Origin of the sequence: Sulfitobacter sp. SBS6 (assembly GCF_048285585.1) — a bacterium.
In the GTDB taxonomy this organism is placed as follows: domain Bacteria; phylum Pseudomonadota; class Alphaproteobacteria; order Rhodobacterales; family Rhodobacteraceae; genus Sulfitobacter; species Sulfitobacter pontiacus.
Genome location: NZ_JBLWBA010000006.1, coordinates 550,043 through 569,284, shown reverse-complemented (window position 1 = coordinate 569,284; position 19,242 = coordinate 550,043). Strand labels below are relative to the sequence as shown.

Annotated in this window: 20 protein-coding genes; 9 read left to right on the top strand and 11 right to left on the bottom strand. The window is 62.8% G+C overall.

Annotated elements, in window-relative coordinates; all coding sequences use genetic code 11:
• Positions 1–444: a molybdenum cofactor biosynthesis protein MoaE gene (locus ACNQ62_RS11690; RefSeq protein ID WP_009825254.1), complete on the top strand. Its 444-nt coding sequence runs from the start codon at positions 1–3 to the stop codon at positions 442–444.
• A gap of 16 nt (positions 445–460) precedes the next feature.
• Here ACNQ62_RS11690 and ACNQ62_RS11685 read toward each other — a convergent pair whose 3' ends face one another.
• The 3 genes from ACNQ62_RS11685 to ubiA form a co-directional block, all read right to left on the bottom strand.
• Complete coding sequence (locus tag ACNQ62_RS11685; protein WP_005849689.1) at positions 461–787, bottom strand: hypothetical protein; 327 nt, start codon at positions 785–787, stop codon at positions 461–463.
• Position 788: 1 nt separating this feature from the next.
• Positions 789–2,687 carry an OmpA family protein gene (locus ACNQ62_RS11680; RefSeq protein WP_037944817.1) on the bottom strand — a complete coding sequence of 633 codons (1,899 nt, stop codon included), beginning with the start codon at positions 2,685–2,687 and terminating at the stop codon, positions 789–791.
• A 63-nt stretch (positions 2,688–2,750) separates the two neighbouring features.
• Positions 2,751–3,725 (bottom strand): 4-hydroxybenzoate octaprenyltransferase, encoded by a 975-nt coding sequence (gene ubiA / locus ACNQ62_RS11675; RefSeq protein WP_418094928.1) that lies wholly within the window; start codon positions 3,723–3,725, stop codon positions 2,751–2,753.
• Positions 3,726–3,737: 12 nt separating this feature from the next.
• Here ubiA and ACNQ62_RS11670 point away from each other — a divergent pair, with 12 nt between their 5' ends.
• The 3 genes from ACNQ62_RS11670 (at position 3,738) to ACNQ62_RS11660 (ending at position 6,516) form a co-directional block, all read left to right on the top strand.
• The gene (locus ACNQ62_RS11670) at positions 3,738–4,460 is read left to right on the top strand and encodes a 16S rRNA (uracil(1498)-N(3))-methyltransferase (RefSeq protein WP_418094927.1); all 723 of its coding nucleotides are present in this window, start codon (positions 3,738–3,740) and stop codon (positions 4,458–4,460) included.
• Positions 4,461–4,557: 97 nt separating this feature from the next.
• On the top strand, positions 4,558–5,085 hold the full coding sequence (locus ACNQ62_RS11665) for a hypothetical protein (protein WP_005849675.1): 528 nt from the start codon (positions 4,558–4,560) through the stop codon (positions 5,083–5,085).
• Positions 5,086–5,145: 60 nt separating this feature from the next.
• Positions 5,146–6,516 (top strand): glutamate--cysteine ligase, encoded by a 1,371-nt coding sequence (locus ACNQ62_RS11660; protein ID WP_418094926.1) that lies wholly within the window; start codon positions 5,146–5,148, stop codon positions 6,514–6,516.
• Here the strand turns inward: ACNQ62_RS11660 and ACNQ62_RS11655 are convergent.
• The 7 genes from ACNQ62_RS11655 to ACNQ62_RS11625 form a co-directional block, all read right to left on the bottom strand.
• On the bottom strand, positions 6,510–6,785 hold the full coding sequence (locus tag ACNQ62_RS11655; RefSeq protein ID WP_037944810.1) for a hypothetical protein: 276 nt from the start codon (positions 6,783–6,785) through the stop codon (positions 6,510–6,512). The two genes, ACNQ62_RS11660 and ACNQ62_RS11655, sit on opposite strands and share 7 nt — an antisense overlap.
• Before the next feature lie 4 nt (positions 6,786–6,789).
• Positions 6,790–7,401, bottom strand: coding sequence for a glycerol-3-phosphate 1-O-acyltransferase PlsY (plsY, locus tag ACNQ62_RS11650; RefSeq protein ID WP_005849669.1), 612 nt, complete (start codon positions 7,399–7,401; stop codon positions 6,790–6,792).
• 2 nt (positions 7,402–7,403) lie between these two features.
• Positions 7,404–8,684, bottom strand: coding sequence for a dihydroorotase (gene pyrC / locus ACNQ62_RS11645; RefSeq protein WP_243250664.1), 1,281 nt, complete (start codon positions 8,682–8,684; stop codon positions 7,404–7,406).
• Positions 8,685–8,839: 155 nt separating this feature from the next.
• Entirely contained in the window at positions 8,840–9,376 is a 537-nt protein-coding gene (locus ACNQ62_RS11640; RefSeq protein ID WP_037944808.1) for a hypothetical protein, read from the bottom strand.
• Positions 9,373–9,888 (bottom strand): hypothetical protein, encoded by a 516-nt coding sequence (locus ACNQ62_RS11635; RefSeq protein ID WP_418094925.1) that lies wholly within the window; start codon positions 9,886–9,888, stop codon positions 9,373–9,375. Before ACNQ62_RS11635 ends, ACNQ62_RS11640 begins: the two co-directional genes overlap by 4 nt.
• Entirely contained in the window at positions 9,885–10,325 is a 441-nt protein-coding gene (locus ACNQ62_RS11630; RefSeq protein WP_278375137.1) for a hypothetical protein, read from the bottom strand. Before ACNQ62_RS11630 ends, ACNQ62_RS11635 begins: the two co-directional genes overlap by 4 nt.
• Entirely contained in the window at positions 10,322–11,269 is a 948-nt protein-coding gene (locus ACNQ62_RS11625) for an aspartate carbamoyltransferase catalytic subunit (protein WP_009825243.1), read from the bottom strand. The genes ACNQ62_RS11630 and ACNQ62_RS11625 overlap by 4 nt, the downstream gene beginning before the upstream one ends.
• A 156-nt stretch (positions 11,270–11,425) precedes the next feature.
• Here ACNQ62_RS11625 and ACNQ62_RS11620 point away from each other — a divergent pair, with 156 nt between their 5' ends.
• From ACNQ62_RS11620 to ACNQ62_RS11600, 5 genes are all read left to right on the top strand, one after another.
• On the top strand, positions 11,426–12,199 hold the full coding sequence (locus ACNQ62_RS11620) for a uracil-DNA glycosylase (RefSeq protein WP_005849657.1): 774 nt from the start codon (positions 11,426–11,428) through the stop codon (positions 12,197–12,199).
• A complete protein-coding gene (locus ACNQ62_RS11615) occupies positions 12,192–12,800 on the top strand; it encodes a LysE family translocator (RefSeq protein WP_418094924.1) in 609 nt (202 codons plus the stop codon). The genes ACNQ62_RS11620 and ACNQ62_RS11615 overlap by 8 nt, the downstream gene beginning before the upstream one ends.
• Positions 12,797–13,339 (top strand): molybdenum cofactor biosynthesis protein B, encoded by a 543-nt coding sequence (moaB, locus tag ACNQ62_RS11610; RefSeq protein WP_418094923.1) that lies wholly within the window; start codon positions 12,797–12,799, stop codon positions 13,337–13,339. Before ACNQ62_RS11615 ends, moaB begins: the two co-directional genes overlap by 4 nt.
• Before the next feature lie 142 nt (positions 13,340–13,481).
• A complete protein-coding gene (locus ACNQ62_RS11605) occupies positions 13,482–14,942 on the top strand; it encodes an efflux RND transporter periplasmic adaptor subunit (RefSeq protein ID WP_418094922.1) in 1,461 nt (486 codons plus the stop codon).
• Positions 14,943–14,946: 4 nt separating this feature from the next.
• Positions 14,947–18,348 carry an efflux RND transporter permease subunit gene (locus ACNQ62_RS11600; protein ID WP_418094921.1) on the top strand — a complete coding sequence of 1,134 codons (3,402 nt, stop codon included), beginning with the start codon at positions 14,947–14,949 and terminating at the stop codon, positions 18,346–18,348.
• Here ACNQ62_RS11600 and ACNQ62_RS11595 read toward each other — a convergent pair whose 3' ends face one another.
• Positions 18,349–19,146 carry a protein-disulfide reductase DsbD domain-containing protein gene (locus tag ACNQ62_RS11595; protein ID WP_235183808.1) on the bottom strand — a complete coding sequence of 266 codons (798 nt, stop codon included), beginning with the start codon at positions 19,144–19,146 and terminating at the stop codon, positions 18,349–18,351.
• Between the last annotated feature and the right edge of the window lie 96 nt (positions 19,147–19,242).

Genomic DNA, 19,242 nt, shown 5'->3' with positions numbered 1-19,242 from the left:
ATGAAGATCTCGGTTCAGGAAGCGGGTTTTGATCTGGGGCAGGAAAGCCAGGATTTTGCTGCCGGCCATCGGGATATGGGCGCAATCGTGACCTTCACCGGCATCGTGCGCGATCTGCCCGATGATCCGTTGCAGGCAATGGAGATTGAACACTACCCCGGCATGACCGAATCTGCCCTGACCGAGATGGCCGAAACCGCGATGGCGCGGTTTTCGCTGGGGGATGCGCTGGTCATTCACCGCTTCGGCCGACTGCTGCCGGGCGAGATGATCATGATGGTCGCCACCGCTGCGCGCCACCGCAAGGATGCGTTTGAAGCGGCTGAATTCCTGATGGATTACCTGAAGTCGCGCGCACCCTTCTGGAAGCGCGAGATCACTGCCAAAGGGGCGGATTGGGTTGCATCAAAGGCAGAAGACGAAGACGCGCTGGCCCGGTGGTAAGCGCCACCGCGGTCTTTCAGCTGGCCTGTTGACGATCGATATAGGCGCGCATTTCTTCCGCTTCGTGGCGCGCATCGCGCAACCCGTCCATCGCCGCGCGCAGCTCTGCCTCGGTCTGGTTGAGCTGGTTCGTCAGCTCTGCCTCGCGCTGTTGCAGATAGGTGATCGCCTGATCGCGGGTTTCTTCCGCTTCGTGCAATTCCTGGCTCATCCGGTCAAGCTGGGCGACATCGTCGGCCGCCACGCGGGTAAAGCGGTGCAGCAGCCAGTTGGCAAACCATCCAAGGCAGAAGGCGACGAATAGGATAATCGCTGTCGCGATGACAAATTCGGTTCTGCTCATGTTAGTTGCCTTCTTGGGTCTGGTCGGATGGTGTGTCTGTATCGCCTGTATCCGCGCCATTTTCCAGCGCTGTTTCGTCAGAATCTTCCGACGGGCCTTCATTGATCAGCTTAAATTCGATCCGGCGGTTCGCCTCGCGGCCTTCTTCGGTGTCGTTGGAGGCAACGGGCGATTCTTCGCCATAGCCCTTGGCCACGAAGGAGCCGGTGATTACGCGGCGGGCGCGCAGTTCGTTCAGCACCGATTGGGCCCGCGACTGGCTGAGCGCGAGGTTCATTTCCTCGCGGCCCTGGCTGTCGGTATATCCCTGTACCTCAAGTGCTATGTCGCGGCAGTCTTGCAGGATTTCGGCAATTTGATCCATCGTACCAAGCGCCGAGGCGTCAATGGTGGCGCTGCCGGGTTCAAAGTTGATCTTGCCCTTGGCCACAACCTTGCCGATCTCGGCTTCGCATTCCTGCGGGGTGGGCAGGCCCAGAACGGGGTCGAGCTTTTCTTGATAGGCGACTTTGACCTCATAGTCTTTGCCTTCGCCCAGTTTGCCCGCCAACAAGGTTGCGATCTGCGTGCTGGCATCGGGGTTACCGGTGTTGCCCGCGACGCTGACGCTATCGGGGGTTACGATGACCGTGCCGTTGGCGAGCTTGGACAGCGCGTCGAGCGCCGACAACACGCGCGTCGGCCAATCGGCGGGCAGATCATCGACAATCCGCGCGGCGGTATAGACCTTGTCCGAGCCAAAGCTCGCCTTGGCGTAGCTATCGGCCAATTCGCGCAGCGCGTCGTCTGTCAGACGGCCGCGCAGTTGTACCTGACCTTCGGGCGAGAGCGTGGCGACGAATTCGGGCGGGCCGGCGTCGGGGTCGACGGTTTGGGGCAGGCGGGCATTCAAAGCAAAGACGTCAGGCAGGGCGTTTTCCAGCTCTCCGACGACGCGGTCAAAGACGGCGCGTTCGGTGCCTTCGGCGGCGATCAGGCTGATATCGGCATCGGCAAAGCTGACGGAGCCGCCACCGATCTTGGACAGCGCGCCGATGGCTTTCTCCACGGCTTCCGACCACCGCGGGCTTGGCACGCCAAGACCCACCGTGCAGCGTGCCGACCCCGGTGCGCCAGCCGCAACGGCCGCCTTGAGGATCCGGGCGCTGGCCTGTTCGGTATCCGCGCTGCAGGCGTCAAAGCCGGTGCTGTCTTCCTCGATCTGGAAGCGCAGGGTAAAGGGCGTGATCACCGGGCGCGGCGCGGCGATCTCCAGTGTCACCACCAGCCCGGGAGGTGCCGCACGTTTTAGCTGGTTTTCCAGCCGTGCCTTGGCTTCTGCGCTGTCGGAAATGGCCGTGATTGCCACACGCCCCGCTTCGGCAGAGACTTTGGCGCGGGGCAGTTTCTCCATCGCGGAAATGGCGAAACCGAAGGCGTCTTCCCATCCGTCGGGGGCAGGGTAATTCGCCGATTCCAGTAGGTCGGCGACATGATCTTGACCGGCGATAGATTGGAAACGGTCGATGGCCGCGTCGCGGTCGGTGGTCGTGGGAATCAGCCCGATAATCGAAACGCCGGAATCATTGCGCAAAATCTCGACCGAGAATTTCGGCGCGGCGATTGCGGCTTGTGCGGTCACATCCATCTGGTCAATCACGCGGGCAGCATCGACGATGGTGCCTGCGGTGCTTAGCGCATTGAACCGCGCGACTTCGTCCGGCGCGGTGCCCGACAGGGTGACCTGCAACCCGTCTGCCTGCACTTCGGCCCATGTCATCTCTTTTGCATCAAGCGCATCACGCACGCCGATTTCGGAGTTTTCCTCGATCAGGGTTACCGAAAAGTTCGCAGCCACCAATGAGACGGTCGCAGCAGCGGTAAAGGTCATCGCGATGATCAGGAGTGCAGATAGGCGCATAAGCTCGTTTCTGAAACCGTTAACGTTGGAGCCTTTGATACGCCCGAGGGGACAGGGGTGCAATCACGCCAGCAGGGCTGCGGCAAAAAACACCAGCGGGATCATGCCGGTATCGCGGTTCACACGAAACAGGCGCAAAAGCTTGTCGTTGTCGTTGATGTCGATACCACGCAGCTGCCACGCCATATGCCACCCCATTGCCCAAGGACCGCCAAGGGCGATGACCATCGCCAGAAAGGATGCGGAATCGCGCAGGGCAAAGATCACCGCCAGCCCCATCAGGCCCACGGCGGCGATCAGGAAGCGCCGCAGCCAATGGCCGGTATTGTCTCCGAACAGGCGGGCTGTGGATTTGACCCCGATCAGGGCGTCATCTTCCTTGTCCTGATGGGCATAGATCGTGTCATAAAAAAGCGTCCACGCGATGCCAGCAGCATAGAGCACCACCGCAGGCGCGCCGAGGCTGCCGGTATGGGCGGTCCAGGCCAGCAGCGCGCCCCAGTTAAAGGCGATGCCAAGAAAAACCTGCGGCCACCACGTGAAACGTTTGGCAAAAGGGTAAACGGCGACAGGCAGCAGGGCCAGTACACCAAGGGCGATGGCAGCCCCGTTGAAGGTCAGCAAAATGCCAAGCGCGATCAGCATCTGGGCGATCATCCACGCAAGCGCACCTTTGACGCTGACCTGACCCGAGGGGATGGGGCGTGACCGCGTGCGGGCGACCTTGCCATCGATATGCCGGTCGGTGATGTCGTTCCACGTGCACCCCGCGCCGCGCATCAGCCAGGCACCGGCACCGCAGCCGATCAAGATCCACAGGTCAAGCCAGCGCGGTTGCTGGTCAAACAGCATCGCCAGCGTCAGCCCCCACCAGCAGGGCAGCAGCAAAAGCCAAGTGCCAATAGGGCGGTCGGCGCGGCTGAGCCGCAGGTAGGGGCGGGTGAAACGCGGCGCAAAACGGTCCACCCAATTGTCCGCAGGAGCATCGACCACGCGTGTCGCATCATTCCCATCTGGTGTCGGCGAGGTGTCGTACATATATCTGTGCCCATGAACGCGAAAATCAGACTTTATGTAGATCATCCGTTGGGGCAGGGGCAATCCGTTCCTTTGGATAAGGCACAGGCGCATTATCTCTTTGGCGTGATGCGCCAATCGGTGGGCGCGTCGGTTCTTTTGTTTAATGGCATTGATGGCGAGTGGCGCGCCGAGGTCGCCGAGGCGGGCAAACGCGGCGGTGTGTTGGCCTGCGCCGAGCATACGAAACCGCTGCAGATGCCGCCCGACCTGTGGCTGATCTTTGCGCCGATCAAAAAGGCGCGCACGGATTTCATTGTCGAGAAAGCTGCCGAAATGGGGGCGCGGCGCATTGTGCCGGTGCAAAGTGAATTTACCAACGCCGGCCGCGTGCAGCGCGATCGTCTGCAAGCCCACGCGGTCGAGGCAGCGGAGCAATGCGGCGGGACTTTCGTTCCGGAGGTGGCCGATATGGTCCGGCTGGACCGTCTGATCGATCGTTGGGAGCCCGAGCGGTCCTTGATGTTCTGCGACGAGGCGCTGGCGGGCGAGGAAGAGGGGCTCGCGTCTGCGCGGCCTGGTCCTTGGGCTATCCTGATTGGACCAGAGGGCGGGTTTTCCGACAGTGAACGCGTGCGTTTGCGCGGGTTGGACTGGTCGCGCCCCGTCGCCTTGGGGCCGCGCATCTTGCGGGCGGATACGGCAGCAGTGGCGGCCATGACCCTGTGGCAAAAGACATTGGGAGATTGGGCGTGAGTGCGGTTTCCGGCACGTGCGTCGGAGTGGGGGTTTCACACCCCCACGCCCCCGTGGAGTTTATCTGGCAAAATGAAGCCTACAGTAGGAGAGCACGATGAGTTTTCTGCGACCTGAGGCGAAAGCTGAACTGTGGCGTTGGCGCGAGGTTCTGGGCGGAATCGCGGTCGCTTTGATCGGGCTTTGGCTGGTGGCGGGGCCGGGGTTGCTTTTGGCGATACCGGGCTATGCGCTGATCCTTGCGGGGGTGATCTTTGTCTGGATCGGCGGACAGCGGGTGCGGTTTCGCAAGACCGGACTCGGGGCCGGAGCGGTGCAGGTGGATGAGGGGCAGATCGCCTATTTCGGTCCCCTGACCGGCGGCGTCATCGCCCTACGGGAGATGGAGCGCCTGAGCCTTGAGCGCGGGGCCTATCCGGCGCATTGGAAACTGGAACAGCCTGGACAAAATCCCGTGATGATCCCCGTGGATGCCGCGGGGGCGGACGCGCTTTTTGACGCTTTTGCCGCACTTCCGGGGCTGCGTACCGAAAGAATGTTGGCCGAATTGGCCGATGACAAGACCCTGTCCGTCGTGATTTGGGAGCGGCGTTCGATGCGGCCGGCCTCGACCCTGTTGCATTGACACCCCGTCCAAATCGCACCATCCCTTAGACCACAGAAATTGAACTCGGAGCCACCCCACATGTCTATCCCTCAATCCGGCGGCGGCCCGATCGAAAGTTACGACCAGCTGGTCAACTATCTCGCGGACGGGTGCAAGCCCAAGGAAGATTGGCGCATTGGCACCGAGCACGAGAAATTCGGCTACAACAAAGAGACGCTGCTGCCTTTGCCCTACGAGGGCGATTGTTCGATCCGCGCCGTGTTGGAAGGGCTGCGCGACGGCCACGGCTGGGATCCTGTGGAAGAGGGCGGCAAGCTGATCGGGTTGGTCAAGGACGGGGCCAATATCTCGCTCGAGCCGGGCGGTCAGTTGGAGCTGTCGGGCGCGCCTGTCGAAACCATCCACGAGACCTGCGACGAGGTGAATACCCATCTGCGCGAAGTGCGCGATGTGGCGGACCGGATCGGCGCGGGGTTCATTGGCTTGGGCGCGGCACCGGAATGGTCCCACGACCAGATGGATCTGATGCCCAAGGGCCGGTACAAGCTGATGAACGAATATATGACCAAGGTCGGCACGATGGGTCGGGTCATGATGCGCCGGACCTGCACGGTGCAGGTGAACCTTGATTTCGGGTCCGAAGCGGACATGGTGCAAAAGCTGCGCGTGGCACTGGCCTTGCAACCTGTCGCGACGGCGCTGTTTGCGAATTCGCCGTTTTTCGAAGGCAAGCCCAATGGCCATAAATCATGGCGCAGCCGCGTGTGGCGTGATCTGGATGCGGCGCGTACGGGCATGTTGCCCTGGGTGTTTGAAGACGGCATGGGCTTTGAACGTTGGGTGGAATATGCGCTCGATGTGCCGATGTATTTTGTCTACCGCGATGGAAAATATATCGATGCCCTGGGGCAGTCTTTCCGCGACTTCCTGAAAGGCAAGCTGCCTGCGCTGCCCGGGGAAATGCCGACGCTGAGCGATTGGGCGGACCATCTGACCACCGCCTTCCCCGAGGCGCGGATCAAGAAATTCATCGAAATGCGCGGTGCTGATGGCGGGCCGTGGCGTCGTCTATGTGCCTTGCCCGCGTTTTGGGTCGGGTTGACCTATGACCAACAGGCGCTGGATGGTGCGTGGGATCTGGTTAAAGACTGGGATGCCGAAACGCGCGAGGCGCTGCGGGTCGCGGCCTCTGTCGACGGGTTGCAGGCCAAGGTGGGCGGCGTGCGCATGCACGACATCGCGCGCGAGGCCGTGGCCCTGTCCGAACAAGGGCTGAAAGCACGGGCGCGCAGCGGTGCCGGGGGGATGGTTCCAGACGAGACGCATTTCCTGAACGCGCTGAAGGAGAGCATCGAGACCGGCAAGGTCCCCGCGGACGAACTGCTGGAGGATTATGACGGTAAGTGGAAGGGCGACCTCAGCCGGATCTACGCCGATTATTCTTACTGATCCTCGATGATCAGCCCGCGGACAAAGGCGATGACCTTGGCCGCGGGCATTTCGCAGGGATAAAGACGTGCTCCGCTGGCGAGCGCATAGAGGTTCAGGCTGATATAGTCCGGACCGCCTAATTCCTCGGCAACCAGTTTCCAGCTTTTACCTGAATTAAAGGTGCTTTTTGACCAAACATAGCGGCGGGTTTGATATCTGCCGGTGTGAGTGCCGTCAGGCAGCGCGTGGAACGCGTCCAAAAAGCGCGCGTCTACGGTAGCCGTCACAGGGTCAGTCTTTCTTGGCGCCGATCTTGGGTTCGGTGCCCGCGCGGATGCGTTTGATGTTCTCGCGGTGGCGCCAGAACACCAGCAGGGTCAGCAGAATGCCCAGAAACAGGGCGCTGCCGTAGCCCAGGAAGATCATAAAGAAAGTTGATGCTGCGGCGGATGCCAGCCCCCCGATGGACGAGGTGCGGGTGACGGCCATGGCGATCAGCCACGCCAGACAGCAGGCCAGGCCGACGGGCCATGCAAGGGCCAGCAACACACCAAGGAATGTCGCGACACCCTTGCCGCCCTTGAACCCCAGCCAGACCGGATAGCAATGACCCAGCATCGCGGCCAATGCGGCAATTTGGGCCGCGTCCTCGCCCGCGAAGAGCCGTGCCAGCAGCACTGCAACGGCCCCTTTGCCCCCATCCAGGATCAACGTCAGTGCCGCCGCTTTTTTGGAACCAGTGCGCAGCACATTGGTGGCACCGATATTGCCCGACCCGATGCTGCGCAGATCGCCCAGATTCATCGCGCGGGTTAGCACCATGCCAAAGGGGACCGACCCGATCAGATAGGCCGCAACGGCCCAGAACAAGAGCACGAATAGGGAAGAGTCGATCAGGGGCATATTCAGGAGGCCTTATAGATGCAGGTGCCGGAAACGTAAGTTTCCAAGACCTTACCTTGCATGCGCATCCCGTCAAAGGGGGTGTTGCGCGATTTCGACCGCAAAACCTCGCGGTTCATCACGAAAGGCGCGCCATCATCAAACAGCACCAGATCGGCGGGGGCACCGACGGACATCCGCCCCCCGGGCAGCCCCAGACGTTTCGCAGGGTTGAACGACAGCGCACGCCACAATGTGGCGATGTCGATCATCTCGGAGTGGACCAGTCGCAAGGCTGCGGGCAGCAGGGTTTCCAATGCGACGGCCCCCGATGCGGCTTCCTCGAACGGGAGCCGTTTGGATTCCTCGTCCTGCGGGGTGTGCATGGAACAAATGATATCGATCAGGCCAGAGGCCACGGCCTCTATCACGGCGATGCGATCCTCTTCGTCGCGCAGGGGGGGCTTGAGCTTGAAGAAGGTGCGATAGTCGGCCACATCCAGCGCGTTCAGCGTCAGGTGGTGGATGCCGACCCCGGCGGTGATATCTAGACCGTTCTTCTTTGCACGCTCCAGCGCGGGCAGGGCGCGGGCGGTGGTGATCTGATCGGCGTGATAGCGGGCACCCGTCATTTCGATCAGGGCGATGTCGCGGTCCAGCCCCATGCGTTCCGCCATGGGCGAGACGGCAGGGAGCCCGCGCAGCGACGCGAATTTACCAGAGGTCACCGCCGCCCCCTTGCTCAGGATGGGTTCCTGCGGGTGAGCGATGACAAGCGCGCCAAGGCTACGGGCATAGGTCAGCGCGCGGGAGAACACTTTGGTATCCGTCACCACGCGATCACAATCGGTAAAGCCCACGGCACCGGCATCCATGAGAAACCCGATCTCTGTCATCTCGCGGCCTTCGCGGCCCTTGGTCAGCGCAGCCATGGGCACGACGTTGACCGGCGCGGCCTCGTTCGCACGGCGGGTGACGAATTCAAGCACTTCGGGGCTGTCGATGGTGGGGTCGGTGTCGGGGCGGGTGACCATTGTCGTGACCCCACCCGCAGCCGCTGCCAGCCCCGCAGAGCGGAAGCTTTCCTTGTGCCGCTCCCCGGGTTCACAAACCTTGACGCCCAGATCGACGATACCGGGGGCCAGGTATTTCCCACGGCAATCCACGACCTGCGCATCCCCGGGGATCGGTGCGGTATCGTCCAGTACCGCCGCGATCTTGCCATCCTCCACCCGAATCGTGCCGCGGGTGACGGTGCCTGCTTCGGGGTCGATCAGCTGCGCGTTTATAAAATGCAGGGTCATGGAGGGGCCTTCGTCGTTAGGAAAACAGGGGTGCCGCGGGGGCGGTCAGAAAGGTCAGGACCCGATCCACACCATCATGCCCGCCACGCCAAAGGCGACAAGCAGGGCAATCATGGCGATACGGCCGGACATCTTGGGATCGGGTTTGGGTTCTTTCACAGCAGCCACCATAGAATAAGACCGATCAGCACGATCACCGCCAAAAGCACGATCATACCGCCGGCACCGCCCTTGGGCGGGGATTTCGGGGTCATATCCGCGGCACCGGTGTAGGGCTGCGCGGAGTCAGCCTCAAGCGGGGTGACGGACATATCGGGCTGCGCCTCGCCATAGGTGCCGATCATCGTCAGTTCGGGGCCAAGGTCCAGCGTCGCTTCCTGCCCGTCAAAGGCCGAGGAGAACAGTAGCAATACATAGCCGTCCAGCGCATCCAATCGCGCGCGGTCGCGGCTGATCTGTTCACGCGGCACCGCATAGCCATCACCCAGATAGGAGGCGAGACCCACGCCGGTCAGATCGGACACGGGGAACAGTTCGGCCGCGCCTTCGGGCATAGGGCGGCCCAGCAGATCAGCAATCAGCGCCTCTTTACTGTCGTTGCGCAGGTCGCGGGCCAATTCGTCAATCGGGCGGTTCACGGCAAACAGGCGGATCTGGCCGATCTCGCCCTTGGGGATTTCGAGTTGTGTCATCGTGTTGCACCTTTGTACGGGGTTACCATCAATGCACTTAATCTGTCGCTGTCTTCGACATATTCAAATCCTAGATGCGCGGCGCGTGCCGGATTGCCCGGCTGTTCATGCCGGATAAAGAAAACCGACGGCGGGCTGGTCGGGCGCAGATCGGGTTTCGTCTCGGCGCTGCGGGGGAAAGCTTTGGCACGGGTGCCGTCGCGGGTCAGTTTGAAAAACAGGGCGCGGTGGTTGGTCAGCGCATAGCGGGTGCGGTGCAGGTCGGTCAGGCGTTTCATCCCGCGCAGCAACGATAGCGCCACCAGCGCGACGATCACCGCCACCACCACCGATTGCGATACGGGCAGGGTGTTGCCCCGCAGCACAAATGCCCCCGCGATCACGGTGCCAATGGCCCCGACAAAGGGGCCGAACAGCTGAAAATTGCGCAGCGACAGCTTGGGGCGGGGGCGCCCCGTCCAGAGCAGCTCTTCCTCGGGTTCAAGCAGGTCTTGCCAAAAACGATCGCTCATGATGCCGCCTCTATCGCTTGGGCAAGGCGGGCCTTGGTCTCTGCCCGGTTCGGCACCAGCGGCAAGGTGATCCGCTGGCCGTCGGGCAGGCCAAGGCTGATCGACCACAAGGACAGTTTCCCGATTGACCGGATGTCGGTCAACGGCAGGACAAGCGGCTCTGCCGTGTCGGGGGCGTTGATATAGAGCGCACGGTTGGTCAGCCGCCAGACGGTATTGCGGTTGCTGAACCAGATCTGGAATTCCTCAAACACCCACATGTAGAAGACCGCAATCAGGACCGAGGCCAGCAGCCAGGTGATCGGGTCCAGCCAGATGAGCAAGGGCAGCGTGAACAACATGGTCAGCACCGCCAGCGCCACGCACCGCCAAAAGAACGCCCGCGGCGAGATACGCCAGTGCAGCAGGTCATGTTCTTCGGGCGGGGCTGCGGTCATGCGGTGGCCTTGCGGCTGTCGACAAGGTTCCGCGCCAGCAGGTCCATCGCGGCCATGCGCACGGCGACGCCCATCTCTACCTGATCCTGAATGACGCTGCGGTTGATGTCATCGGCAAGCGTTCCGTCGATCTCTACCCCGCGGTTCATCGGGCCGGGGTGCATCACGATAGCATCGGGCTTGGCATGGGCCAGTTTTTCGGCGTCCAGCCCATATCTGTGATAATACTCGCGTTCGCTGGGGATAAAGCCGCCATCCATGCGTTCTTTTTGCAAGCGGAGCATCATCACAACATCAACGTCCTTCAGCCCTTCTTCCATGTCATCGAAGACTTCGACACCGAATTCACCGATTTGCGCGGGCATCAGCGTCGGCGGCGCGATAAGGCGGATGCGGTTCTCCATCTTGCCAAGCAGCATGATGTTGGACCGTGCCACGCGACTATGGGCAATGTCGCCGCAGATGGCGATGGACAGGCGATGCAAGCGACCCTTGGCGCGACGGATCGTCAGCGCGTCCAGCAGCGCTTGCGTAGGGTGTTCATGCCGCCCGTCGCCCGCATTGAGCACCGCACAGTTCACCTTCTGCGCCAGCAGATCGACGGCACCGGATTGTGGATGGCGGACCACCAGCAGATCGGGGTGCATGGCGTTCAAGGTCATCGCCGTATCAATCAGGGTTTCGCCCTTTTTGATCGAGGACGCCTGCATCGCCATATTCATCACATCCGCCCCCAATCGCTTGCCCGCGATCTCGAAGCTCGCCTGCGTCCGGGTGGAGTTTTCGAAGAACATATTGATCTGTGTCAGCCCGCTCAGCGCGTCGCTGTGCTTATGGGGCTGGCGGTTCAGATCGGCATAGCTGTCGGCCAGATCAAGCAGGGTGGTGATGTCGTCCTGGGACAGGTGTTCAATGCCCAGAAGATGGCGGTGTGCGAAACTCATGACGGGGGACCCCACGTTATTTTTGGCGTTATAGGCGGCGGCGCAGGGCGGGGCAAGTCGTCGGGCGGGGGCATCCGGCCGTGGGGGCCGCATTGGATTTAAGACCATTTGGAAGTTGGCATTTTTATTGCCGACACCAGCGCGTAAGTTGGGCGCATGGAATCAGTGGACTATCATCAGGCGCTTGCGCTTTTGCATTGGCAGATCGAACTTGGCGCGACCGAGGCGATTTGCGATGCGCCGGTGAACCGCTACGAGGTGCCCGCCGCGGTCGAGAAGCCGAAGGCGCAAAAGGGCAAGAGCGGACCGGTGCCTTTGGCTGCCCAAGGGCCGGACGTGGTGGCAGAGGCGACACAGGCCGCGGCTGGGGCTGCGACGCTGGATGAATTGCGTGCCGCCATGGCCGCCTTCGAGCATTGCGAGCTGAAGCGCGGCGCGCGCAAAATGGTGTTCTCGGACGGGACGCCGGGGGCACGGGTGATGATCGTGGGCGAGGCACCAGGGCGGGACGAAGACCGCGAGGGCCGGCCCTTTGTCGGGCGTGCTGGCGTGTTGCTGGACAAAATGCTCGCGGCCATCGACATGGGGCGTCATCATCAGACGTCGCCTGTCTATATCACCAATGTCTTGCCCTGGCGGCCGCCGCAGAACCGCGATCCGAAGCCGGATGAAATCGCGATGATGAAGCCATTTCTGGCGCGGCATATCGCTTTGGCCAAGCCCGAGGTGTTGGTCATCGTTGGCAATTGGTCCGCGCAGGCGTTGCTGGGCAAACGCGGCATCACCCGCTTGCGCGGTCAGTGGACGCAAGCCGAGGGGTTGCCCGCGTTGCCCATGTTCCACCCCGCCTATCTGCTGCGCAGCCCCGAGTTCAAACGCGAGGCCTGGGCCGATTTACTCTCACTGAAAGCGAAATTGACGCATGGTTGATCCCCTCACATTGCTGGCCTTTGTGCCCGCCGCCCTGGCGCTGAACCTGACACCGGGCGCGGATATGATGTTTTGTCTGGGGCAGGGCATGCGCTTTGGTCCGCGCGCCTCGGTTGCGGCCAGTGCGGGGGTCGCCCTCGGCGGTATGGTGCATGTGACCTTGGCGGGGCTTGGCCTTGGTGCGGTGGTGGCGGCCCTGCCGTGGGCCTTTGATGTGATCCGCTGGATCGGGGTTGGCTATCTTTTGTGGCTGGCCGTGCTGACCTGGCGTAGCAGCGGGGCGGCTACAACACCCGTACCCGCCCCGAAATCCGCGTTTCGCAGCGGTTTGATTGTGAACCTGACGAACCCAAAGGTGATCCTTTTCGTGCTGGCCTTTGTCCCGCAGTTCGTCGTGCCAGACGCGGGGCCGGTTTTGCTGCAGTTTCTGATGCTGGGGTCGGTGCTGTCGCTTGGCGGTTTGATTATCAACGCCTTGGTTGGTGTGTTTGCCAGTGGCCTGGGCCGCCGGATGGTCGGGGGCGGGCAGGCGCTGCGCTGGATCAGCAGCGGTATTTTCGTGGCCCTCGCCGCACGCCTTGCAGTATTGGAGCGGACATGAGCCGGATTGACGAGACGATTGACTTTATCCCCGTGCGTATCGCGGTGCTGACGGTATCCGATACCCGAGGTTTGGCCGAAGACAGGTCAGGCGATGTCTTGGTCGCGCGCATCGCTGAAGCGGGGCATTTCCTCGCGGCACGCAGCATCATCCGCGATGAGCGGGGCGAGATTGCCGACCAGTTGCGCGACTGGTGTACCGACCCTGAGATTGACGTGGTAATCAGCACGGGGGGCACAGGGCTGACGGGGCGCGATGTTACGGTCGAGGCACATCGCGATGTCTACGAGAAAGAGATCGATGCCTTTGGAACCGTGTTCACGATCGTATCCATGCAGAAGATCGGCACCTCGGCGGTGCAAAGCCGGGCCACCGCTGGCGTCGCCCAGGGGACGTATCTCTTTGCGCTGCCCGGGTCTCCGGGGGCGTGCAAGGATGCGTGGGACGAGATTTTGATCAAACAGCTCGACTATCGGCACAAGCCTTGCAACTTCGTTGAGATCATGCCGCGTCTGGATGAACACCAACGCCGGAAATAGCGGCTGGGGCGATGAATTTAACCCAATTTTCCCGCGCTGCTTTGCGATGCGCCTGATAAGCCGTGCGCGGCTGTCACAACTGTGATTTTGTTCTGCAGGGCAGCGGGGTAAGCTGGCACGGACGAAATAGGATCGGGGCAAGATGCGTTTTCTACGGCAAAGCATGATCGGGTTGTTTCTGGCAGCGGCGACATTGGGGTTTCTGGTGCTTGCGGCGGACCTCATTGGCGGGGCGGTTCAGCAGCGTCTGACCGACACGCCGCCCGAGCGCGCCCCGCGTGAGCGGGTATTCTCGGTCAATGTGGTGCGTGCGCAGTCTGGGACCGAAGTGCCGGTGCTGCAAAGTTTTGGCGCGGTGCAAAGCCGCCGCACGCTAGAGCTGCGTGCGGCCGTGGGCGGGCGCGTGGTCGAGCTGGGACCGGAATTCGAAGAGGGCGGGCAGGTCACAGCGGGTCAGGTTCTGGTGCGCCTTGACCGGTCGGATGCTTTGGCCGAGGTCGCGCGGGCGCAAAGTGCCGTACGCGATGCAGAGGCAGAGGGGCGCGATGCGGACCGCGCGCTGGCATTGGGACTGGACGAGCTTGCCGCCGCCGAAGAGCAGGCCGCGCTGCGCACCCGCGCGTTTGACCGCCAGCGTGATCTGGGCGAACGCGGTGTCGGCACCGCGACGGCGACAGAAACGGCAGAGCTCGCTGCCTCAAGCGCGCGACAGGCCGTTCTTGCACGTCGACAGGTGGTGACCCAGACAGAAGCGCGCGTGGATAACGCGGTGCGCTTGTTGTCCAACGCTCAAATTGCTTTGGAGGATGCGCAGCGCGCGCTAAAGGAAACCACGATCACCGCGCCGTTCGATGGGGCGCTAAGCGAAACCTCGGTCGTCGAGGGGCGCTTGGTCTCTGCGAACGAGAGGCTGGCAGAGCTGATCGCGCCAGATGATCTTGAGATTTCCTTCCGCATCTCGACCGCGCAATACGCGCGGCTGCTGGATGCGCAGGGCCGGTTGATCAAGGCAGAGATCACCGCGCGCCTTGATGTCGCGGGCGTGGATCTTGAGGCCCGCGGCCAGATCACCCGCGCGGGGGCCGCTGCGGGCGAGGGGGCCAGCGGGCGTCTGATCTTTGCCTCGTTGACGCAGGCACCGGGGTTCAAACCGGGGGATTTCGCGACGGTACATGTGCGTGAACCTGCGCTGGACGATGTGATCCGCCTGCCGAGTTCTGCCCTTGATGCCACGGGAGCGGTGTTGGTGCTGGATCCGGAGAACCGATTGGAAAGCATTCAGGTCTCTGTTCTGCGCCGCGTGGGCGACGACGTGTTGGTCCGTGGTCCGGTCGAAGGTCGCGACGTGGTCGAGGCGCGGTCGCCCCTGCTGGGGGCCGGTATTGCGGTAAAGCCGTTGCGTCCGGGGGCGGATGAGACCGCGCAGGGAGATGTCCCCAGCATGATCGCCCTGACAGAGGAGCGTCGCGCAAAGCTTGTGGCCTTTATCGAGGGGAACAGCCGCATGCCCCAAGAGGCGAAGGCGCGCGTGCTGGCGCAGCTGGCCGAGCCGCAGGTGCCGGCGCGCATGATCGAACGCCTTGAAAGCCGGATGGGAGGCTAGGGAGATGGCGCGCAGCATGTCCGGTCGTGCAGGGGGAATCCTGTCGTATTTAACCCGTCACCGGACGGCAGCCAACCTGCTGCTTGTGGTGCTGCTGGTCTGCGGGGCGGCCGCTGCGCCGAATATGCGGGCGCAGTTCTTTCCTGATGTGATCATCGACAGCGTGTCGGTCACTACCGTTTGGGAGGGTGCGGGGGCCGACGATGTGGACAGCGCTATCGTGCAGGTGCTTGAACCGGTCTTGCTGGCGGTCGAAGGGGTCGAAAGCTCCACCGCTGCCTCGCGCGAGGGCAGCGGGACCGTCTCGCTAGAGTTCGAGCCCAATTGGGACATGGCCCGCGCCGCGACGGATGTGCAAACGGCGGTGGATTCGGTCACCACACTGCCAGAAGATGCCGAAGATCCGGTGGTCCGGCGTGGTATCTGGCGCGACCGTGTGACCGATGTGGTGATCACCGGCCCGATCAGCGCGGAACAGCTGGGGCGTTTCGCGGATGAATTCGTCACGCGGCTGTTCGCGGCGGGTGTAACGCGCAGCACCATTCAAGGGGTCGCGGCGCCGCAAACCCTGATCGAGGTGCCGTCGACCAGACTGATCCGCCACGACATCACCATGGCCGAAATCGCCGCTGTGATCGCGGCCGAGGTGGACGCCAACCCCGCCGGTGATGTGACGGGTGCCAATGCGCGCGTGCGCACTGGCACCGCGAAGCGTAGCGCGGACGCCCTGTCGCGTGTGGTGTTGCGCAGCAATGCGGACGGGTCGTCATTGCTGGTCGGGGACGTGGCACGGGTGATCGAGCAGGGCTCCGACCGCGAGGTAGGGTATTTCGTGGGGGATGATCCCGCGATCTCTGTGCGTATTGACCGCTCTGACGGGGGGGATGCCATCGGTATCCAGCATAGCGTCGAAAGCGTCGCGGCGGATATGTCTGTGATGCTGCCCAGAGGCGTGACGATAGAGCTGATCCGCACGCGGGCCGAGGCGATCACCGGGCGGTTGGACCTGCTGATTGATAACGGGCTGATGGGGCTCGCACTGGTGGTGGGGTTGCTGTTCCTCTTTCTTAACGCACGCACGGCCTTTTGGGTGGCCGCGGGCATACCTGCGTCGATGGCCGCGGCGATTGCGCTGATGTATGCGGGGGGGATCACGATCAATATGATCTCTTTGTTCGGGTTGATCATCACGCTTGGCATCGTGGTTGATGATGCGATCGTTGTGGGCGAACACGCGGACTATCGCCACAAAGAGCTGGGCGAGCCCCCCATGCAAGCGGCAGAGAATGCGGCGCGGCGGATGGCGATGCCGGTCTTTGCCGCAACGATGACAACGATAATTGCTTTTTTCGGTCTGCTTGCCGTGGACGGGCGCTTTGGCAGTCTGATCGCGGATATCCCCCTTACAGTGATTGCCGTGCTGGCCGCGTCACTGGTTGAATGTTTTCTGATCCTGCCGAACCATATGGCCCATGCGATGGCAGCAGGGGCCAAGCAACGGTGGTATGACCTGCCCAGCCGAGTGGTCAATCGCGGGTTTCTCTGGGTGCGCGAACGGCTGTTCCGCCCCTTCATGGCGGGGGTGATCCGCGCGCGCTATGTGGTGCTTGCCGGTGTGGTCGCTGTGCTGGCCTCGCAGGTGGCGCTGTTCATCCAGGGTGACGTGCAATGGCGGTTCTTCAATGCGCCTGAACGCGGGTCGGTGACCGGGAATTTTGCCATGGCCGAAGGGGCCACCCGCGCCGATACGCTGGCGATGATGCGCGAAATGCAACGCGCGACAGAAGCGCTGGGCGCGCAATACGCCGAGGAATACGGCACCAACCCCATCGACTATGTGATCGCGCAGATCGGGGGCAATGCGGGGCGTGGTCTGGACGGGGCCGACAGCAAGGACGCCGATCTGCTGGGCGGCATCTCGATCGAGCTGATCGACGCCGACCTGCGCCCCTATTCCAGCTTCGCCTTTGTCGCCGAACTGCAAGACGCGGTGGTCAATCATCCCCTTGCCGAAACCGTCAGCTTTCGCGGCTGGCGGTCGGGTCCCGGGGGGGACGCGCTGGATGTGCAGTTCTACGGCGCTGACACGCAGGTGTTGAAAGCCGCATCGCAGGACCTGCAGGATGCCCTGCGGCAATATCCCGAAGTCAGCGCGGTGCAGGATAACCTGGCCTACGACAAGGAAGAGTTGATCGTTGATCTGACGCCGCAAGGACAGGCGCTTGGGTTCACGATTGATACCTTGGGGCGGGTGCTGCGCCACCGTCTGGGCGGGATCGAGGCGGCGACCTATCCCGAGGGCCCACGATCGGCGACAATCCGGGTTGAACTGCCCGAGGGAGAGCTCACCGCGGATTTCCTTGAACGGACCCAGATGCGCACGCCGGACGGGCAATATGTGCCGTTGGCCGATATCGTCAGCGTGGACCGGCGCACCGGCTTCAGCACGGTCCGTCGCGAGAATGGCATCCGTCTGATTTCGGTCACGGGCGACATATCAGAGGATGACCCCGCCCGCGCGAGTGAGATCACGACGGCCCTGCGCGAGGATATCCTGCCGCGCATCGCCTCTGAACGGCAGGTGGATTTCCGCATCGGCGGGTTGAGCGAGCAGGAAGGCACGTTCCTGTCGGATGCGCTGACCGGCCTGATCCTTGTGCTGACGGGCATCTACCTTGTTCTCGCCTGGGTTTTTGGCAGTTGGACGCGGCCCATGGTGGTGATGGCGGTGATCCCCTTTGGTCTGGTCGGCACAATCTACGGGCACGCCCTGTGGGAGGTGCCGCTGAGCATGTTCACGGTCGTGGGCCTGTTGGGGATGACAGGGATCATCATCAACGATTCCATTGTTCTGGTGGGCACGATTGACGAATACGGCGCCACCCGCGGGGTGATCCCATCGATCATCGATGGCGCGGCGGACCGGTTACGGCCGGTAATGCTGACCACGCTGACAACGGTCCTTGGCATGGCGCCGCTGCTTTATGAGCAAAGCCAGCAGGCGCAGTTCCTTAAGCCCACGGTGATCACGCTGGTCTATGGTTTGGGTTTTGGCATGTTTCTGGTGTTGCTGGTCGTGCCTGCGCTGGTCGCGGCGCAGCATGATATCGGTCGCCAGATCCGGGCGATGCGTCGGGCCATGCGGGCACGGGCAGGGGGGCTGCGCCTCGGCATTCTGGCGCTTTGGGCGCTGGTGGTGCTGTGGGGCGGGGCCACGCTGGGGTGGATCGCGGTGACGGGCGGCTTGCATCCCGCACTGATCGAGCTGCTGCCTGAGCTCGGGGCGATGGCCCCGCGCAGCGCGGCGCTGCTGCTGTTCCTGGTCGGGGCGGCTTTGATCGCGCTGGTGGGCTATATCGTTGGCGCGGTGGCGTTGCTGCTGTCGCGTCGCAAACGGGCCGTATGATCAGCCCGCGTTGCATCCTACAATATCGACGGCCTGCTTGCTGCCCAATACCGTCATGCGGATGTGCGACCGGTTCAGTGCCACGGGGCCGCCGCTGACGTGACCCACGTCCACCCGCGCATGTAGGACGTTGCCCTTGCGGGTGGTATCTGCCTCGCTGACCCAAAGATCCGGGTTGCCGGTTTCGATCACCACCAGCTCTTGCCCGCCCGCGGGGGGGAGGGTGATCGCGGCGTCCAGGGTCAGGTCCGCGCCTGCCATACCGATGGTGCAGGTCACGTCTTTCACACGGGCCTCTTTCGCCGAAAACGGGCGCTGCGCCAATGAGGCGGCAATCGCTGGATCGGCGCGGGTTGTGGTGGTGTCGATCACGCCGCTCAGCTCAAGCGAGGCGGGCACGCAGATGTCGCTGCACACGCCCAGATCAATGGTGGTCTGGACCGTGACGGGGGCCCCTTTGTCGGGCACGCTGATCCGCAGCGGCAACACGACCTGATCCTTATACCCGATGGTGGTCAGGTTGGGTTCGCGGAACACCGTGGGCGCAGGCCATTCCACGGCCACCGCCGACAGGTTGCGCGAGCCGGACCAGTCGAAGCTGGGCGGGATACCCATGTCACCGGGCGCGCGCCAGTAGGTCTTCCAGCCCGGCTCCACCGTCATGCGGATCGCGGCCATACGGTTGCCATCGGGCAGCACCCAGCCTTGCAGGATTTCCCCGTGGATCACGTCCATCGCAGAAGCGGGCAGCGGGGCGATAAGGGCAGCGGCCATCAGGCCAAGAATTTTTCTGGTCATGGCGCTTTCATGGGCCATCTGCCCCCGGTTTGCCAAGTCACGTTTGCATTATGATGTGTTGCAGTCGCGGGGGTTGAAAGCCGCAGGGGCGCAGGT

What these genes read in the sequence shown, in the direction of transcription:
- ACNQ62_RS11690 (WP_009825254.1), top strand. Translation starts at nt 1, where the DNA reads ATGAAGATCTCGGTTCAGGAAGCGGGTTTTGATCTGGGGCAGGAAAGC.
- ACNQ62_RS11685 (WP_005849689.1), bottom strand. Translation starts at nt 787, where the DNA reads ATGAGCAGAACCGAATTTGTCATCGCGACAGCGATTATCCTATTCGTC.
- ACNQ62_RS11680 (WP_037944817.1), bottom strand. Translation starts at nt 2,687, where the DNA reads ATGCGCCTATCTGCACTCCTGATCATCGCGATGACCTTTACCGCTGCT.
- ubiA (WP_418094928.1), bottom strand. Translation starts at nt 3,725, where the DNA reads ATGTACGACACCTCGCCGACACCAGATGGGAATGATGCGACACGCGTG.
- ACNQ62_RS11670 (WP_418094927.1), top strand. Translation starts at nt 3,738, where the DNA reads ATGAACGCGAAAATCAGACTTTATGTAGATCATCCGTTGGGGCAGGGG.
- ACNQ62_RS11665 (WP_005849675.1), top strand. Translation starts at nt 4,558, where the DNA reads ATGAGTTTTCTGCGACCTGAGGCGAAAGCTGAACTGTGGCGTTGGCGC.
- ACNQ62_RS11660 (WP_418094926.1), top strand. Translation starts at nt 5,146, where the DNA reads ATGTCTATCCCTCAATCCGGCGGCGGCCCGATCGAAAGTTACGACCAG.
- plsY (WP_005849669.1), bottom strand. Translation starts at nt 7,401, where the DNA reads ATGCCCCTGATCGACTCTTCCCTATTCGTGCTCTTGTTCTGGGCCGTT.
- pyrC (WP_243250664.1), bottom strand. Translation starts at nt 8,684, where the DNA reads ATGACCCTGCATTTTATAAACGCGCAGCTGATCGACCCCGAAGCAGGC.
- ACNQ62_RS11640 (WP_037944808.1), bottom strand. Translation starts at nt 9,376, where the DNA reads ATGACACAACTCGAAATCCCCAAGGGCGAGATCGGCCAGATCCGCCTG.
- ACNQ62_RS11635 (WP_418094925.1), bottom strand. Translation starts at nt 9,888, where the DNA reads ATGAGCGATCGTTTTTGGCAAGACCTGCTTGAACCCGAGGAAGAGCTG.
- ACNQ62_RS11630 (WP_278375137.1), bottom strand. Translation starts at nt 10,325, where the DNA reads ATGACCGCAGCCCCGCCCGAAGAACATGACCTGCTGCACTGGCGTATC.
- ACNQ62_RS11625 (WP_009825243.1), bottom strand. Translation starts at nt 11,269, where the DNA reads ATGAGTTTCGCACACCGCCATCTTCTGGGCATTGAACACCTGTCCCAG.
- ACNQ62_RS11620 (WP_005849657.1), top strand. Translation starts at nt 11,426, where the DNA reads ATGGAATCAGTGGACTATCATCAGGCGCTTGCGCTTTTGCATTGGCAG.
- ACNQ62_RS11615 (WP_418094924.1), top strand. Translation starts at nt 12,192, where the DNA reads ATGGTTGATCCCCTCACATTGCTGGCCTTTGTGCCCGCCGCCCTGGCG.
- moaB (WP_418094923.1), top strand. Translation starts at nt 12,797, where the DNA reads ATGAGCCGGATTGACGAGACGATTGACTTTATCCCCGTGCGTATCGCG.
- ACNQ62_RS11605 (WP_418094922.1), top strand. Translation starts at nt 13,482, where the DNA reads ATGCGTTTTCTACGGCAAAGCATGATCGGGTTGTTTCTGGCAGCGGCG.
- ACNQ62_RS11600 (WP_418094921.1), top strand. Translation starts at nt 14,947, where the DNA reads ATGGCGCGCAGCATGTCCGGTCGTGCAGGGGGAATCCTGTCGTATTTA.
- ACNQ62_RS11595 (WP_235183808.1), bottom strand. Translation starts at nt 19,146, where the DNA reads ATGACCAGAAAAATTCTTGGCCTGATGGCCGCTGCCCTTATCGCCCCG.